The 16,834-nt window shown below is 40.9% G+C and carries 15 protein-coding genes and 1 pseudogene; 14 read left to right on the top strand and 2 right to left on the bottom strand.

Annotated features, from left to right (window positions below):
- The first annotated feature begins 42 nt into the window (after nucleotides 1-42).
- The 11 genes from HMPREF1517_RS02490 to HMPREF1517_RS02440 all read left to right on the top strand — a co-directional run bounded on the left by HMPREF1517_RS02490 (nucleotide 43) and on the right by HMPREF1517_RS02440 (nucleotide 12,560).
- Nucleotides 43-798, top strand: coding sequence for a lysophospholipid acyltransferase family protein (locus HMPREF1517_RS02490; RefSeq protein ID WP_037599200.1), 756 nt, complete (start codon nucleotides 43-45; stop codon nucleotides 796-798).
- 107 nt (nucleotides 799-905) lie between these two features.
- Nucleotides 906-1,601 (top strand): helix-hairpin-helix domain-containing protein, encoded by a 696-nt coding sequence (locus HMPREF1517_RS02485; RefSeq protein WP_037599199.1) that lies wholly within the window; start codon nucleotides 906-908, stop codon nucleotides 1,599-1,601.
- Complete coding sequence (locus HMPREF1517_RS02480) at nucleotides 1,591-3,831, top strand: DNA internalization-related competence protein ComEC/Rec2 (RefSeq protein WP_037599198.1); 2,241 nt, start codon at nucleotides 1,591-1,593, stop codon at nucleotides 3,829-3,831. Before HMPREF1517_RS02485 ends, HMPREF1517_RS02480 begins: the two co-directional genes overlap by 11 nt.
- An 85-nt stretch (nucleotides 3,832-3,916) precedes the next feature.
- A complete protein-coding gene (locus tag HMPREF1517_RS02475) occupies nucleotides 3,917-5,179 on the top strand; it encodes a UDP-N-acetylglucosamine 1-carboxyvinyltransferase (RefSeq protein WP_021143745.1) in 1,263 nt (420 codons plus the stop codon).
- Nucleotides 5,180-5,244: 65 nt separating this feature from the next.
- Nucleotides 5,245-5,790, top strand: coding sequence for a GNAT family N-acetyltransferase (locus HMPREF1517_RS02470; protein WP_013991031.1), 546 nt, complete (start codon nucleotides 5,245-5,247; stop codon nucleotides 5,788-5,790).
- Nucleotides 5,783-7,063 (top strand): CBS-HotDog domain-containing transcription factor SpxR, encoded by a 1,281-nt coding sequence (gene spxR / locus HMPREF1517_RS02465; RefSeq protein ID WP_002884454.1) that lies wholly within the window; start codon nucleotides 5,783-5,785, stop codon nucleotides 7,061-7,063. Before HMPREF1517_RS02470 ends, spxR begins: the two co-directional genes overlap by 8 nt.
- A gap of 43 nt (nucleotides 7,064-7,106) precedes the next feature.
- A complete protein-coding gene (locus HMPREF1517_RS02460; RefSeq protein ID WP_037599197.1) occupies nucleotides 7,107-7,967 on the top strand; it encodes a methionyl aminopeptidase in 861 nt (286 codons plus the stop codon).
- A 1-nt stretch (nucleotide 7,968) separates the two neighbouring features.
- Entirely contained in the window at nucleotides 7,969-8,928 is a 960-nt protein-coding gene (locus HMPREF1517_RS02455; RefSeq protein ID WP_013991030.1) for a YihY/virulence factor BrkB family protein, read from the top strand.
- A gap of 90 nt (nucleotides 8,929-9,018) precedes the next feature.
- Nucleotides 9,019-9,528, top strand: a complete 510-nt coding sequence (locus tag HMPREF1517_RS02450) for a QueT transporter family protein (protein WP_037599196.1) — start codon at nucleotides 9,019-9,021, stop codon at nucleotides 9,526-9,528.
- A 50-nt stretch (nucleotides 9,529-9,578) separates the two neighbouring features.
- Nucleotides 9,579-11,537 (top strand): NAD-dependent DNA ligase LigA, encoded by a 1,959-nt coding sequence (gene ligA, locus HMPREF1517_RS02445; protein ID WP_037599195.1) that lies wholly within the window; start codon nucleotides 9,579-9,581, stop codon nucleotides 11,535-11,537.
- A gap of 9 nt (nucleotides 11,538-11,546) precedes the next feature.
- Nucleotides 11,547-12,560 (top strand): diacylglycerol kinase family lipid kinase, encoded by a 1,014-nt coding sequence (locus HMPREF1517_RS02440; protein ID WP_002891548.1) that lies wholly within the window; start codon nucleotides 11,547-11,549, stop codon nucleotides 12,558-12,560.
- A gap of 126 nt (nucleotides 12,561-12,686) precedes the next feature.
- On the opposite strand, the gene HMPREF1517_RS10610 is transcribed toward HMPREF1517_RS02440, so the two are convergent.
- The gene (locus HMPREF1517_RS10610; protein ID WP_229056615.1) at nucleotides 12,687-12,845 is read right to left on the bottom strand and encodes a hypothetical protein; all 159 of its coding nucleotides are present in this window, start codon (nucleotides 12,843-12,845) and stop codon (nucleotides 12,687-12,689) included.
- Nucleotides 12,846-12,961: 116 nt separating this feature from the next.
- Here HMPREF1517_RS10610 and HMPREF1517_RS02435 point away from each other — a divergent pair, with 116 nt between their 5' ends.
- From HMPREF1517_RS02435 to HMPREF1517_RS02425, 3 genes are all read left to right on the top strand, one after another.
- Nucleotides 12,962-13,630 carry a hypothetical protein gene (locus HMPREF1517_RS02435; RefSeq protein WP_229056616.1) on the top strand — a complete coding sequence of 223 codons (669 nt, stop codon included), beginning with the start codon at nucleotides 12,962-12,964 and terminating at the stop codon, nucleotides 13,628-13,630.
- A gap of 155 nt (nucleotides 13,631-13,785) precedes the next feature.
- Nucleotides 13,786-14,772 carry a helix-turn-helix transcriptional regulator gene (locus HMPREF1517_RS02430; RefSeq protein ID WP_037599194.1) on the top strand — a complete coding sequence of 329 codons (987 nt, stop codon included), beginning with the start codon at nucleotides 13,786-13,788 and terminating at the stop codon, nucleotides 14,770-14,772.
- Nucleotides 14,773-14,881: 109 nt separating this feature from the next.
- Nucleotides 14,882-16,510 (top strand): membrane protein, encoded by a 1,629-nt coding sequence (locus tag HMPREF1517_RS02425; RefSeq protein WP_037599193.1) that lies wholly within the window; start codon nucleotides 14,882-14,884, stop codon nucleotides 16,508-16,510.
- 78 nt (nucleotides 16,511-16,588) lie between these two features.
- Here HMPREF1517_RS02425 and HMPREF1517_RS02420 read toward each other — a convergent pair.
- A pseudogene (locus tag HMPREF1517_RS02420) lies at nucleotides 16,589-16,834 on the bottom strand (transposase); the annotation flags it as partial.

The following is a 16,834-nucleotide window of genomic DNA, read 5'->3' as shown; positions in this document are numbered from 1 at the left end:
TTGGTATAATAGTAAAAAACTTGTAGAAAAAGAGGTAAAAACGTGTTTTACGCTTATTTACGTGGGCTTGTTGTCTTCCTTCTTTGGATTATCAATGGTAATGCCCATTACCACAATCGCGATAAATTATTGAACAAGGATGAAAACTACATCTTGGTTGCTCCGCACCGAACGTGGTGGGACCCTGTTTATATGGCTTTTTCAGCCCGTCCTAAGCAGTTTATTTTCATGGCTAAGAAAGAACTCTTCAAGAGTCGTATCTTTGGTTGGTGGATTCGCATGTGTGGCGCCTTCCCAATTGACCGTGAAAATCCTGGTCAAGAAGCTATCAAGTACCCTGTTAACATGCTTAAGAAGAGTAATCGTAGTTTGATTATGTTCCCAAGTGGTAGCCGTCATTCTTCTGATGTTAAGGGTGGAGTTGCGGTCATCGCTAAGATGGCCAAGGTTAAGATTATGCCAGTTGTCTATCAAGGACCTCGTGAGCTCAAGGGGCTCTTGACGGGTGAACGTGTGGATATGAACTATGGTAATCCTATTGATATTTCAGATTTGAAGCGTTTGAATGACGAAAATATTCAAGAGGTTGCTCGTCGTATCCAGTCTGAATTTGATCGTCTCGATGAAGAAGCTTTGAGCTATCAAACAGGCAAAAAACCAAACCCATTGACATATATTTACCGTGTACCTCTCGCTCTTGTGGCTATCATTGCAGTGCTTTTGACCATGGCTTTCTCATATGTAGCTAGCTTTGTTTGGAACCCTGAAAAACACCGTGCCAAAGAAACGCAGAAATAAGCAAATAACTCTGTCAGACATAGATCTGATGGAGTTTTTTACTTTTTGATATATTTTTTTAATTTTTTACGAATAAGAAAGAAAATATATCAATTAAGGAGAATAGCGTGAAGGAAAAGATTCTAGCCTATGTCAAAGATAATCGTCTGTTTGTGAGTGTCATCGCTGTACTGATGGTGATTTTTTGCTTCTTTCTATGGATGACTTGTGGTGCCGGCAACAGCATGGAGGCGGAGACGTCTTATACAGATGTGACAGCTTTGTCAACCTCCTCCTCCAAACAAAGTTCACAGTCTCTTTCTGAGGCGTCTTCCCAGTCAAAGACTGAAGGAAGTGAAAAGGAGAAGTCAAAAGTAACGGTAGATGTTAAGGGGGCTGTGGCTAATCCGGGTGTTTATACTTTAAAAGCAAGCGCTAGGGTGACTGATGCCATCAAAGCTGCTGGGGGAATGACTGAGGATGCGGATGCTAAGAGTGTTAATTTAGCTGCAAGCCTGTCAGACGAAGAGGTTATCTATGTGGCAACTAAGGATGAAAACCTTTCTGTTCTTGGTCAATCAGGAACTGGTCAGGTCTCTGACAAAGGAGGGCAAACTAGTGCTAAGGATGGCAAAATCAACTTAAACACAGCGACTTCAGAGGAGTTACAAACCATTTCTGGAATTGGCGCTAAGCGTGCTGAGGATATCATTGCCTATCGTGAAAGTCATGGAGGTTTTCAATCCGTAGATGACTTGAAAAATGTCTCAGGAATTGGTGATAAAACTTTAGATAAAATCAGAGAGTCCCTCTATGTGGCTTAAAAAAGCTCCCATCAATCTTTTTTCCTTGACTCTTTTAATAGCTGCTCTTTATTTTACGATTTTTGCCACTAATGTTTATGCTATTGGGGCGTTGTCTTTTCTTTTAGGATGTTTTTTGAAGCATCATTGGAAGAATAAGGCAGCCCTAAAGTTGGTGGGGCTTGTAGGTAGTTTCTTTTTGATTTACTTTTTATTCTTGCAACACAGAGCTACCATACAAGATAAACAAGCTCCTACTGCAATCAATCAAGTGACTCTGGTTGCTGATACGCTATCGGTTAATGGTGAGCAATTATCAGCTATTGGAAAGGCAAAGGGACAAACCTATCAGGTTTTTTACCGACTCAAATCTGAGAAGGAGCAGTATTTTTTTAAGACTACTAGTCAAACCTTGGTATTAAAAGGGAAAATAAAGTTATCCCCAGTAACTGGTCAACGTAATTTTCAAGGGTTTAATTATCAGTCTTATCTAGCCAGTCAAGGCATTTATCGAATGGCTCAGATTGAGCGCTTGGATCATGTGGTGTCTCAAAAAAACACATCTCCCCTAGCTTTTTTCCATCAACTGAGGAGGAGGGCTTTGGTTCATATTCAGACGCATTTTCCTAATCCTATGAGACACTATATGACAGGTCTGCTCTTTGGGTATTTGGATAAGGAGTTTGATGAGCAAAGTCAGCTTTACACAAGCTTAGGTATTATTCATCTATTCGCACTTTCGGGGATGCAAGTGGGCTTTTTTCTGGGATGGTTTCGCTACGGACTCCTACGCTTGGGCCTTCCTAAAGATTATCTATTTATTATCTTGCTGCCTTTTTCCTTATGCTATGGCTTAATGACAGGTTGGACAGCTTCTGTCCTACGTTCCTTGATTCAAAGTTTGTTGGCTGAGTTTGGTATTAAAAAACTGGACAATATGGGAATAACCTTGCTTCTAATGTTTCTCTTTTTACCTCATTTTCTTTTGACAGTGGGAGGTGTTTTAAGTTGTTCCTATGCCTTTTTGTTGTGTTTGTTTGATTTTGAGGAGATGTCATCTCTTAAAAAGTCAATCTGTACGAGCTTGGTATTGAGTCTTGGGATTTTGCCCTTTCTAACTTACTATTATGGGACCTTTCAACCGGTGAGTTTAATTCTGACAGCGATGTTTTCGATAGTCTTTGATAGCTTTCTCTTACCTGTCTTGACGGTCTTCTTTGTCCTTTCAGGGTTGGTAATCTTTTCTCAAATCAACCCACTTTTTGAATGGATGGAGACCTTTTTGACTTGGATACAATCCTGGATAGGCCAGCCTTTGATTCTAGGGAAACCTAGTTTGTTTCAGTTTGGCTTGATGATAGCTGTATTGGTTCTGCTCTTTGATTTTTGGAAAAAGCCTCAGTTTAGGATTTGCCTTTTGATGATTTTTGGTCTTTTGATGGTCTGGGTCAAACATCCTTTAACCAATGAGGTGACTATGGTTGACGTTGGTCAGGGAGATAGTATTTTTCTGAGGAGTATGAAAGGCGATACCATCCTGATTGATGTGGGTGGCAAGGTGACTTTCGGCCTAAAGGAAAAATGGCAAGAGGCTAGTCAGACGAGCAATGCGGAGAAAACCTTGATTCCCTATCTACAGGCTAGGGGAGTGTCTCAAATTGACCATATGGTCCTGACTCATACGGATACAGACCATATTGGTGATTTGGAAGAAGTAGCCAAGCGGTTTAAGATTAAGGAAATCTGTGTCAGTCAAGGAGCTTTGACTAAGCCTAGTTTTGTGAAACGACTTAGGACTTTAAAACGCCCAGTTCGTACTCTAAAGGCTGGAGACAACTTACCCATGATGGGAAGCAAGCTACAGGTTCTTTATCCAAATAAAGTTGGTGATGGTGGTAATAATGATTCGATAGTGCTCTATGGAAAATTATTAGGAAGCAGTTTTCTGTTTACGGGTGATCTGGAAAAGGAAGGAGAGGAGGAACTGATGGCCAGTTATCCCAATTTAAAAGCAGGCATCCTCAAAGCTGGACACCACGGTTCAAAAGGGTCATCGTCTGAAGCGTTTTTGGACCAGTTGCAGCCCTCCCTTGCCCTTGTTTCAGCTGGTGAGAATAATCGCTATAAACATCCAAATGATGAAACTTTGAAGCGTTTTAAGGAACGTCACATTAAGGTTTTACGAACAGACCAGAACGGTGCTATCCGTTTTAAAGGGTGGTTTAAGTGGTCAAGTGAAACTGTCCGATAATTGTTAGCGTTCTTAATTTGTCATGCACCTCAATCTATGGTAGAATGTAAAGGCTAATATTCCAGTATAAGAAAGATTGAACAGTATGCGTAAAATTATCATCAATGGTGGTAAGAAACTTCAGGGAGAAGTTACAGTATCAGGGGCTAAAAATTCAGTTGTTGCTTTGATTCCAGCCATCATTTTATCTGATGGAGTGGTTACTCTTGATGGGGTGCCAGCAATCAGCGACGTCGATAACCTCATTGAAATTATAGAAGTAATGGGTGGTTCTGTTAAGCGTGATGGCGAAACACTTGAAATTGATCCACGAGGCGTTAAGGATATGCCAATGCCATTTGGTAAGATTAACAGCCTTCGTGCTTCTTACTATTTCTACGGTAGCTTGCTTGGACGTTACGGTCAAGCAACAGTAGGTTTGCCTGGTGGCTGTGATTTGGGACCACGTCCTATTGACCTTCACCTTAAGGCGTTTGAAGCGATGGGTGCAAGCATTTCCTATGAAGCAGAGTCTATGCGTATTGCGACTGATGCTGGTCAACGCATTAAGGGTGCTCATATCTACATGGATACGGTCAGTGTTGGAGCGACTATCAATACCATGTTGGCAGCGGCTAAGGCTGACGGTCGTACGGTTATTGAAAATGCGGCGCGTGAACCTGAGATTATTGATGTAGCAACTCTTCTTAACAATATGGGAGCGCGTGTACGTGGCGCTGGTACAGAAGTCATCACGATTGACGGTGTAGAAAGCTTACATGGCACTCGTCACCAGGTCATTCCAGACCGTATTGAAGCGGGTTCTTACATTGCTATGGCTGCGGCTATCGGTAAGGGAATTAAGGTTAAAAATGTTCTTTATGAACACCTTGAAAGTTTTATTGCTAAACTTGAAGCAATGGGTGTTCGTATGACCGTTGAAGAAGATGCCATCTTTGTGGAAGAGCAAGGTGATCTAAAACCTGTTGACATTAAGACGTCGCCTTATCCAGGTTTTGCAACAGATTTACAACAACCTATGACACCATTGTTATTGAAAGCAAGTGGTCGCGGAAAAATCATAGATACAATTTATGAAAAACGTGTGAATCACGTTCCTGAATTGGCTCGTATGGGTGCTGATATTCAAGTACTCGGTGGACAAATTGTTTACAATGGTCCAACGCAACTTTCAGGTGCACCAGTAAAAGCTAGTGATTTGCGTGCGGGTGCGGCACTTGTTACAGCGGGTCTTATGGCAGAAGGTCAAACTGAAATTACCAATATTGAGTTTATCCTTCGCGGGTATTCAAATATCATTGAGAAACTTTCTGACCTTGGTGCAGATATTCGTTTGATTGAAGATTAAGTCTAAGGTTCAACCCCTAGTGGTTGAGCCTTTTTCCATTTTTAAAACTGTGTTATAATACTATCATGGATATTTGGACTAGTCTGGGTGCTTTTGCCTTTTTTGAGTCGGAGCGCCTTTCTTTTAGACCACTCATCTTTTTGGATCGTTTTGATTTACATGAAATTGTATCAAATCCTCAGAATCTACAATTTTTCTTTCCTGCCACTCAAACACAGCATGAAACGGATTGCCTTTTGGTTCATTATTTCATGAAGGAACCTCTAGGTGTATGGGCCATTGTAGATAAAGAGTTAGATAAGATGATTGGCGTTGTTCGTTTTGAAAAGATTGATGTCCAGAAACGGACTGCAGAGCTTGGCTATTTTTTGAATGCCTCATACTGGGGGAGAGGTCTAATGACTGAGGCGGTTACCTGTCTGTCAGATTTGGCTTTGACAGCTATGGGAATGGACCGTATTATTCTTATTGCCCATTTGGAAAATAAGGCATCGATTCGTGTAGCGGAAAAATCTGGCTTTAAGCTTGTGTCCCGCTTTAAGGGAGCAGACCGATACACTCGTACCATGCGTGATTATCTCCGCTTTGAGAAGGAGGAGAACTGTGAGTAAACATCAAGAAATTCTAGATTATCTTGAGGCCTTGCCAATCGGTAAGCGTGTTAGTGTGCGTAGTATTTCGAATCACTTACAGGTTTCTGATGGAACTGCCTATCGAGCCATTAAAGAAGCTGAAAATCGAGGGCTGGTTGAGACTCGTCCTCGGAGTGGGACGGTTCGAATTGAAAAGAAAGTCCAAGTTCGCCTTGACAGGCTGACCTTTGCGGAGATTGCAGAGATTACAGAGTCTGAGGTTATCTCTGGTCATGAAGGTCTGGAACGTGTCTTCAGTAAGTTCTATATTGGAGCCATGACTATTGAGAATATCACCCGTTATTTAACCAAGGGAGACCTTCTTATTGTTGGGGACCGTGAGGATATTCAATTGCTTGCCCTAGAACACAATAATGCTATTCTAGTGACGGGGGGCTTTCAGGTTTCCGATAGGGTAAAAGAGCTTTCTCGTTTGAAGCAATTTCCAGTTATGGTAACAACTTACGATACCTTTACCGTGGCAACCATGATTAACCAGGCACTTTCGAATGTCCGCATCAAAACAGACATCAAGACTGTAGCTCAAGTCTATACCAGACGAGAAGACTACAACTACATGACTCCAGAAATGACGGTCAGGGATTTTCAGAATTTGGTTAAACGGACCAATTTGGTACGTTTTCCAATTTTATCTGAGTCTGAAAAAGTGATTGGGATTGTGACCATGCGGGATGTGTCTAATCAGCAACCGACGACCATGCTTAAGGCAATCATGACAAAGCCGACGGTGACACGACTTGAGACTAGTTTGGCAACTGTTGCCCAAAAGATGATTTTTGAAGACTTTGATATCATTCCTGTTGTGGACGAAGAAAAACATTATCTAGGTGTTATCACTCGTCGTCAGGTTTTGGAAGAACTTCAGGACAATAATCGTGGCAACTTGCACACCTTTAGTGATCAAATGATAGCTAACCTAAATCAGGACAAGCATGCTTTCAGCTTTGAGGTAGAGCCCACTATGATTGACAATTCTGGGAACCTCACTCAGGGTGTTCTTGCAGAGATGGTTAAAGAGGTTGTCTATCGTATCATGGAAAAGCAGGAGCAAAATGGTCTTGTGATTGAAGAGATGATGTTTTACTTTCTTCAGGCAGCTCAGATCGATGACAAGGTGACGATTACACCAAGTATTATCGCTGAGACCAGACGTAGAGCGCATCTGGACCTTATGGTTACTCACGGAAATCATACCGTCTGCAAATCAGTCGTTGTGGTTAAGAAAACTTAGGAACGAATAAAAAATAAAAGATATAAAGAAAACGGAGAAAACAATGATTACATTAAAATCAGCACGTGAAATTGAAGCGATGGATAGGGCAGGGGATTTTCTTGCTAGCATTCACATTGGTCTACGTGATCTCTTGAAACCAGGAGTAGACATGTGGGAAGTAGAAGAATATGTGCGTCGTCGTTGTAAAGAAGAGAATGTCCTTCCCCTTCAGATTGGAGTTGAGGGAAGCATTATGGATTACCCTTATGCAACATGCTGTGGCCTTAATGACGAAGTGGCACACGCCTTTCCACGTCACTATATTTTGAAAGATGGTGACCTCTTGAAAGTGGATATGGTCTTGTCAGAACCTATTGATAAGTCAGTCCTTGATGTGTCAAAATTGGACTTTGACAATGTTGCTCAGGTTAAAAAATACACGGGATCATATTCTGGCGGTTTGGCTGACTCATGCTGGGCTTATGCGATTGGAACGCCATCTGATGAAGTTAAAAAACTTATGGAAGTAACACGTGAGGCTATGTACCTTGGTATTGAACAAGCAGTAGTCGGTAACCGTATCGGTGATATCGGGGCGGCTATCCAAGAATACGCTGAAAGTCGTGGTTACGGTGTTGTTCGTGATTTGGTTGGACACGGAGTTGGACCAACAATGCACGAAGAACCAATGGTGCCAAACTATGGGGTGGCTGGACGAGGTCTCCGTCTCAAAGAAGGAATGGTTTTGACTATCGAGCCAATGATTAACACTGGTACTTGGGAAATTGATACTGACCTTGAAACGGGTTGGGCTCACAAAACTCTTGACGGTGGACTTTCTTGTCAATATGAACACCAATTTGTTATTACTAAGGATGGTCCAGTAATTTTGACTTCTCAAGGTGAAGAAAGAACTTACTAATATGAAACGACAAGGCTTAATGGCCCGTCTCCTGGATAAACTCCAGTGGCGCCCTTTGCAGGTTTATCTTAGGCATTATCGTAGTGCAGAGATAGACATTTCAACTATCGCAGTGGCTTACTATCTCATTTTGACGGTTTTTCCGCTCATTGTCATTGCGGCCAATGTCTTTCCCTATCTGAATATTGATACGACAGATCTCTTGAAGTTTATGAATGAGCATCTTCCTAAGCAGTTTTATGCACCTGCAGCCAACGTTGTTCAGGATATCTTCTCGACACCTTCTGGACAGTTGTTGGGAGTTGCCTCTTTGACGGGATTCTGGACCATGATTAAGTCCTTGTCTTCACTTCAAAAGGCGATTAACAAGGTGTATGGTGCCTCAGAACATCGTGATGTCTTTATTAGTCACATTATCGGTGGTTTCATGAGTCTGGTCATTTTGTTCCTGCTCACCTTTGCACTAATGCTGTCCACAATTATTCAGTCGGTCCTTCGAGTTATCAATCAGACCTATCCTATTGGTTCCAAGATGACCCAGCTTATTCTAAATAGTATTCAACCTCTGAGTATTGCAGTTGTCTTCCTGGGAATGATGGTGCTTTATTTCGTGCTTCCAAATGTGAAGATTCGAAAAATCCGTTACGTTATGCCAGGGACTATCTTTACGACTTTAGTGATTGGTTATTTAAGTAACTTGTTTGGAACCTACGTGATTCGTACCTTGAGTCGATTAGTTGACATCAAGTTATTTGGATCCATTATGATTTTCGTCTTCATGCTTTGGTTCATCTTTTTGGCCAGGATTTTGATTTTGGGCGCCGTCTTTAATGCGACCTATCAAGAACTTAGACAAGGTGAACTAAAAAGTAGAAGAGGAGATGTGATTACTATTATTCAGAGCTTTTCTGGAGATGGTAGTGACAGCAAAAAACACAAAAAACATGAGGATGATTCCTAGATGATAAAAAGAGCTTGGTGAGATCCAGGCTCTTTTGACGGGATTATTGATTTTTCGTAACTAATAAAAAACATTGATTATGGAGGAAAAATGAAAAAACAAACTGTTCGTGATTTAACACATATTGCTATTGTGGCAGCTCTTTATGTAGTCTTGACTGTTGTGCCACCTTTTAACTTAATTTCGTATGGTCCCTACCAGTTCCGAATTGCAGAAATGTTCAATCTTTTAGGATTTTATAATCGCAAGTATATCATTGCCGTGACTTTGGGCTGTGTGATTGCTAATTTCTTTAGCTTTAACATGATTGATGTGGTTGTCGGAAGTCTCTCGACACTGGTCTTTGTCGGTTCAGGTGTTTATTTCTTCGATCGATTTAAGAACCAAGATATTTTAGGTGGACTTTTTGACAAGGCTCATGTTTACTTTGCTTTTTACTTCTCATTCTTCATGGTGACAATTGCGGCTGAGTTGACCTTGGTTACTCAGGCACCATTTTGGGTAACTTGGTTCACTGTTGCTATGGGAGAATTGGCTTCTCTCTTAGTTGGTGCAATTCTTATTAAGAAATTGGCCAAAGTTATTGATTTTGTTTCCTAAATTAACGTCTGTAAAGGCGTTTTTTTCTGCTTTTATGTTAAAATGTTCCTATGGAAAAACGAATGAAAGAGCTGGTTGTTAAACTTAACCAGTATGCAAAAGAGTATTATACGGAAGATAATCCATCAGTGTCAGATGCCGAGTATGATAAGCTTTATCGTGAGCTTGTAGCTTTGGAAGCTGAACATCCAGAACTTGTTCAAGCAGATAGTCCTACGCATCGTGTGGGAGGTCTAGTCCTTGATGGTTTTGAAAAATATCAACATGAGTATCCGCTTTATAGTTTGCAGGATGCTTTTTCACGAGAAGAGCTAGATGCCTTTGATAAGAGGGTTAAGGACGAATTTCCTAATGCTGATTATATGGCTGAACTCAAAATCGATGGGCTTTCTATCTCGTTGACCTATGTGGATGGTATTCTTCAGGTAGGTGCGACACGTGGTGATGGTTCTGTAGGTGAGAATATCACTGAAAATGTCAAGCGTATCTCAGATATTCCTCTGAAGTTGGACCAACCTCTTAATATTACGGTGCGTGGGGAGTGTTACCTGCCACGGGCTGAGTTTGAACGCATCAACATCCAACGCCAGGAAAATGGTGAGGCCGAATTTGCCAATCCACGTAATGCTGCAGCAGGAACTCTTCGTCAATTAGATACCAAAGTGGTTGCAGAGCGTCGTTTGGCGACTTTCCTTTATCAGGAAGCTAGTCCAACGGAGCGTCTAACACAAAATGATGTCTTAAATGAAGTGGCAGAACTCGGTTTCTCTGTTAATCCACGACGCATTGTCACATCATCGATGGATGAGATTTGGGACTTTATTCAAGCTGTTGGAGAAGATCGTGATCACTTGGCCTATGACATTGATGGTGTTGTCATCAAAGTCAATAGTTTGGCTATGCAAGAAGAACTCGGTTTTACAGTTAAGGCGCCACGTTGGGCCATTGCTTATAAATTCCCGGCTGAGGAAAAGGAAGCAGAGCTTCTCTCAGTGGACTGGCAGGTAGGTCGTACGGGTGTAGTAACGCCGACTGCTAATTTGACTCCAGTGCAATTAGCGGGGACAACGGTTAGTCGGGCCACCCTTCATAATGTAGATTACATTGCCGAAAAAGACATTCGTATCGGTGATACCGTAATTGTCTACAAAGCTGGTGATATTATCCCTGCTGTACTTCGTGTAGTAGAGAGTAAGCGTACGACACAGGAGCCGATGGAAGTACCGACTCAATGTCCATCTTGTGGCAGTGGTCTTTTACATTTTGAAGATGAAGTTGCCCTACGATGTATCAATCCTTCTTGCCCTGCTCAGATCAAGGAAGGCCTGATTCATTTTGCCTCTAGAGATGCCATGAACATCGCAGGTATGGGACCTTCAGTGGTTGAAAAGCTCTTTAAAGCTGAATTGGTTAAAGATGTGGCTGATATCTATGGCTTGAACAGTCAGGATTTCCTTCAATTGGAAGGTTTCAAGGAAAAGTCGGCTGAAAAACTTTACGCAGCCATTCAATCATCAAAAGAAAATTCTGCAGAGAAATTGCTCTATGGCTTGGGTATTCGTCATGTTGGCGCCAAAGTTAGTAAGCAGTTGCTAGAAGCTTTTGGCAGTATACAAGAGTTAGCCAGTGCAGATGTCGAGGCTATTGCTGCTGTAGATGGTTTAGGAGAGGTTATTGCCAAGTCCATCCAGCGCTATTTTGCTAAGGAGGAGGCTCAAGTTCTTATGAAAGAACTGGAATCCTATGGCGTTAATTTGTCCTATCTTGGACAAAAGGTGGCAGATGATGCTATCTTATCTGGTAAGACAGTTGTTTTGACAGGGAAATTGGAGCACCTTAAACGTAGTGAAGCAAAGGCAAAACTAGAAGCTCTGGGTGCTAAGGTGACAGGCTCTGTCTCTAAGAAAACAGATTTAGTAGTTGCTGGTAGTGATGCCGGAAGTAAGTTGGAAAAAGCACAAAGCCTAGGAATTGAAGTAAAAGATGAGGCTTGGTTGCTGGATTTATAGGAGTTCAATATGAAACAAAAACGTGCCCGCTTAATTTATAATCCAACATCTGGACAAGAAATTATGAAAAAAAATGTTGCCGAGGTCTTGGATATTCTGGAAGGTGCTGGCTTTGAAGCGTCAGCCTTTCAAACAACACCAGATGAGAACTCAGCAAAAAATGAGGCCACTCGTGCGGCCAAAGCAGGCTTTGACTTAGTTATTGCTGCTGGTGGCGATGGTACAATCAATGAGGTTGTTTCTGGGATTGCCCCGCTTAAAAAACGCCCACAAATGGCGGTTATTCCAACGGGAACGACAAATGACTTTGCACGCGCCTTGAAGATTCCAAGAGGAAATCCTGTTGAAGCAGCCAAGGTTATCGCTAAAAATCAGACCCTTCTGATGGATATTGGCCGTGCCTATGATGACAAATACTTCATCAATATTGCGGCTGCTGGTTCCTTTACGGAACTAACCTATAGTGTACCTAGTCGCTTAAAGACAGTACTTGGTTATTTGGCCTACCTTGTTAAGGGGGCAGAGTTGTTGCCACAGGTAAAGAAGGTTCCTGTTCGTATTACGCATGATGAGGGTGTTTTTGAAGGTGGTCTTTCCATGATTTTCGTTGCCTTGACCAATTCAGTTGGTGGCTTTGAAACGATTGCCCCAGATGCTAAACTGGATGATGGTAAATTTACTCTAATCATGGTTAAGACTGCTAACCTCTTTGAATTGGTTGACCTCATTCGTCAAATTCTCCAAGGTGGTAAACACATCTATGACAAGAGAATTTCCTATATCAAAACGAGCTCGCTGTATATTGAGCCTTTAAGTGATGATCGTATGATGATTAACCTCGATGGCGAATACGGTGGTGATGCACCAATTCATCTCCAAAATCTGAAGAATCATATTGAATTTTATGCAAATATTGATGAGATTTCTGATGATGCCATCACTCTTCCAGATACAGACGAATTAGCTCTTGAAGCCATCGCACAAAAATTCAGTACAGAAGCTGAAAAAATTGAGAATGACTAATGTTAAACCTTTAAGCAACCTAAGATAGGTTGCTTTTTAAGTATATTTGTAGAAAATGACGCTTTCATTTGTTACAATAGAAAAAACTGGGAAATTGTTATATAGAATATTTAGAGGAGTAGAGGTTTAATAAAGAGAATGAACATTATTTAAGTGATGATCATCTAAAGAATGGTGATCAGGCTTTCGAGTCGGCTTTTCGTAATAAAGGGCCAGAGTTTGAATCTGCTTTTCAGGAGGAAAAAGCTGAGAAGCGACATTTCTTTTTGACCCTTGCTTTGCCATTGATACTCTTAGGTGTGAGCTAGGGCTCGGTCTTGTTATCCTGGGAGTATAAGCCGATAATTGTGTATCTGGCTGTAATTGTGGCATGTTTTGTCCTTGCTATCATTCTCTTTAGAATGGGACAGAAGCTAGGTAGATTTCTCTTCACCGCAATCGTGGTTGGCTTGATTGGACTATCCTTCTTTGCCACTTTAGGTGGTTCTGTCTATCGAGGGGCTATGAAAAAATACAGGTTGATTCAGCAGGTGTCTCAGTCAGATCTTGATGAAGATAAACCAGATAGCGATGATCCCAAAGATTACGAAGATGAGTCTGCAATTTATAACTGGACGGAAGAAGATTTTGAAAATCTGAAACCCAAGGCTGATACCTTACGTTCGATTATTAAAAGTCATGGTAAGGGGAATTATGTCGAGATGGAGTCTAGTGGTCTCAAGGTGAGATATGACCGTGGAGATGGCAATGAGTATATTAATCTCTCTTTTGTGAAGGACGAAAAGGGACGCTTTGTCTATGATGGCGGAACAGCGACTTATCCAGTTGATGGCGTTACGGTAGTTGATAATTATAGTAGTGACTGGACAATAGAACAGCTTAACCGGTTACGCACTAAAGACCAAGACTATCTTGGTCCAGCAACAGCCTTGTCTGAGGTGGTGAGGGAACACCCTCAGGCGGACAGTGCTCAGAGGCGCATAGCGTGCACTCTTCAGGAGCTATGCATAAGACAGTTGATCTTGATTATACTGACCAGAATAGCTCTATTGAGAGAGCACAATTGTTAAGACTATCTTTTGAGTATAACGAAAAGAAAAAGGACTATTATTTGAGCTATAATTCTGTGGCTCGTCGCTACTGGGGATGACTATCTATGATAATGAATAACTAGACAGCAATTTTTTTAGTAATAAGAGATTCAATTATAAAGGGGGATTTTATAATGACAGCATCAAAAACCAAACGTCTCTTGTATTTTATGTCCGAATTGGAAAAGGGAAATGACATTTCAAAAACGGACTACCTTGCTCGCTTTGGCATAAGTGAGCGTACTCTTAAAGAGGATGTGAGTGAGCTCAAGGATAATTTGACTGAGCTCCGTCCTAATATGAAAGTGAAGTATTCTAGAAAATATGGTTCCTACCATGCTGAGTATGAACAAGGTTATGGTAACCTTAAATACAATCAGGCAGTTATCCTATCTAAGATTCTTTTAGAGAGTCGTGCCCTTCGAAAGGATGAAGTAGCAGAGATAATCAACATCTTTGTTGAGAGGGCTGTAGACGACAAAGAGCGCAGACGTATCAAGCGATTGACTGAGCTAGAACTAGATAGTTATCAAGAACTTAAGATTTATCAGGAACAAGATAAGTCACTCTTACCAGCTATTTCAGCCATTTTCGATGCTATTGTGGACCAACGTCCATTGTCATTTAGCTACCGTAAGCCAGGTGAAAAAGTGGAGGAGTATAAGGTCTTTCCAATTTCAGTCATTTTTGACAACCACTATTTCTACTGTATTTCTTACAAATTGGATGAGAACTTTACTTGTGATTACAAGTTCTCTGAAATACGTTATTTCCGTGTCGATCATTTTCAGACCATTCATAAATCTGAAAATGACGTCGCCTTCACGCTTAGTCCAGAACAAGAAGCCCGTCTCATTACAGATGAGCAGGTGCGTTACCAAGCTTTCTCAATGCTTTCTGGTAACGAATGGGCTCGAATTACCTTTGAGTATAAAGGTCTCTACCGTGATGTCTTGGAGTCTGATATTCCAAAACTGAAATTGCTAGAGGAAAGCACTAGTGAAGGTGTTGATCAGGTCCGTTATGAGATTGAAACCTTTAGTTTATTAGGCTTTCAAAAGTATATTCAACGCTTTGATGGAGATTTTGTTTTCCTTAAGATTGAAGCAATGGATAATTAATGAAAAAGGCATTCGTTTATCCGAATGTCTTTTCAAATCTGACAAAAATAGTATAATTGTGTTAAAATAGGAATACGGAAGCGTTATCATTTCCAAAAGGAGGGAAAATATGAAAGAAAAGAAAAAAGAAATGCAAAGACAAGTCTTGACTCTTTTAGGAATCTTGATTTTTGCCTTTGTTAACGTCTTCATCTTTGATGATAAGGTGGGTGCTGGTTTTTCTGCTTTCTCAACTATCACTCTGATGAGTATTGGACTTTTGTCTAAGCGCACCAGTCTGCGAGTTTTGGCTATTATTTCCTATCTCATCAATGTGGTAGCAGCTCTTTTTGGCTTCAACTATGTTGGTTTTCTAACAGCAGTTCAGGCCATTGAACTTATCTTCGTTATCTGGTATCTTTACCCACGTGACACCTTTTTGAGACGAGATACAACTGATAAATACACTTACCGCTATCGTTGGATTCATTTGCTCTTGACGGTTTTGATCTCACTTGGAGGTTACATTGTTTTTGCAGTTGTTTCTAGTATTTGGAATGGTTCTTTTCTAGAATACGGTGGAAACACAGCTCTCATTTTCGCCATGCAGTACTTGCTTTTCTTGAGTATCACTAAGTCAAGGCAAGATGAACCGACTAAGGTTGCCCATTTGTTCCAAAAGGAACGCCGTACTAAGGAAATGAAAGCTGCAATAGAGGCTGAACGTCAAGCCAAAGAAAGAGCACTTGCTCAAGCCTTTGAGGTACCTTTGAAGGCACCTAGTCAAACGGCTGCAAAATTTGGTAACAACATGGTTAAATTTGCAGCTGTCTGGCTTTTGGTGATGGATATGTCCATCTTGGCTTATTTCTTCCGTCCAAATGATGTTGGTTTCGGCTTTGGTGCCTTCTTTGTACTCTTGACCATTGTCTTGTCTTTGATTTTCAAATCTGAGGAAGACAAGGAGGACGTTTTCTCTATCATCTATCACAAGATTCGTCCTATCCAACCTATTTTCTTCATTCTGCTCTTGATTGCTCACGCGCATAAGTTTAGCTACGGGGCTGCTTACGCTCTCTTGTTCTCAGCTGCTTATTTCTTCTGGGCAATCAATAAGATTAATATGAAGACCCTCTTGACCTTTACAGTCATCATTTATTTCTTCCCAGTCTTTGGTTACCTATCTAACCCTTATCGTCTAGGTGCTGAAAACCTTAAGATGGTAGGTGAACTGGTGACAGATCGTAATAAGTCTAATACCTTCTATATCGGTCATTATTGGTCACTTTTAGGTTTACAGATTGATGGTGAATATGAAGGAGTCCCTGTTGCTTGGCAGGCTGCTAAGTATGCAAATATTGAGACCTTATATGATGAGGAGGATAACACCTCAGGTATTTTCTATGAAGATAATCATGGTGACTATGTTTATGATTTACACCTAACAAATAACAAAGGTACCATTGAAGTAACAACGGGCTCTGGCAAAGATAAGAAAGAATTCCAATTCATGGACTTTGCCAGAACCTATTATCGATATGAAAAATTGAAAAAAACGGATAACCAAAAGCGTTATAAAGATTTTTACAAGATAGGTACTGTTTCGACTGAGTTGGGAACTTATAATCTTTATCTCGAAATGAATCAAGATTGGGTTGATGACTATCAAAAAGATCCTACTAATGTTGACTACCGTTTACTTATTTTTGGAGACAAACTGACACCAAAAGAAGCTTACGAAAAAGCATATCATTACTAAAAAAGTATCTCTGCAATTTGCAGAGATACTTTTGTCTGGGCTCTTTGTCAACTGTAGTGGGTGACGAAAAGCTAACATCTAGAGAGGACCAGATAGGTCTTCTCTTTTTGTATATTCAGAGTGATGAAAACACGCTTCCTAAAGTTGATAAAATTTTTAAAACCGAAGCCCAACCGTTTGATGTCTTTAATCAACTTATTAGTTGCTTCAAGTTTGGCATTTGAATAGTCTGTTTCTAGCGCATTCTTGATGTATTGCTTGTGTCTAAGAAAAGTCCTAAAGACTGTTTTGAAGTAATGATTGACCTTGCTTATATTCTCCTCT

It is taken from the genome of Streptococcus sp. ACS2 (genome assembly GCF_000525585.1).
Taxonomy (GTDB): domain Bacteria; phylum Bacillota; class Bacilli; order Lactobacillales; family Streptococcaceae; genus Streptococcus.
This window is presented reverse-complemented; position numbering and strand designations above follow the sequence as displayed.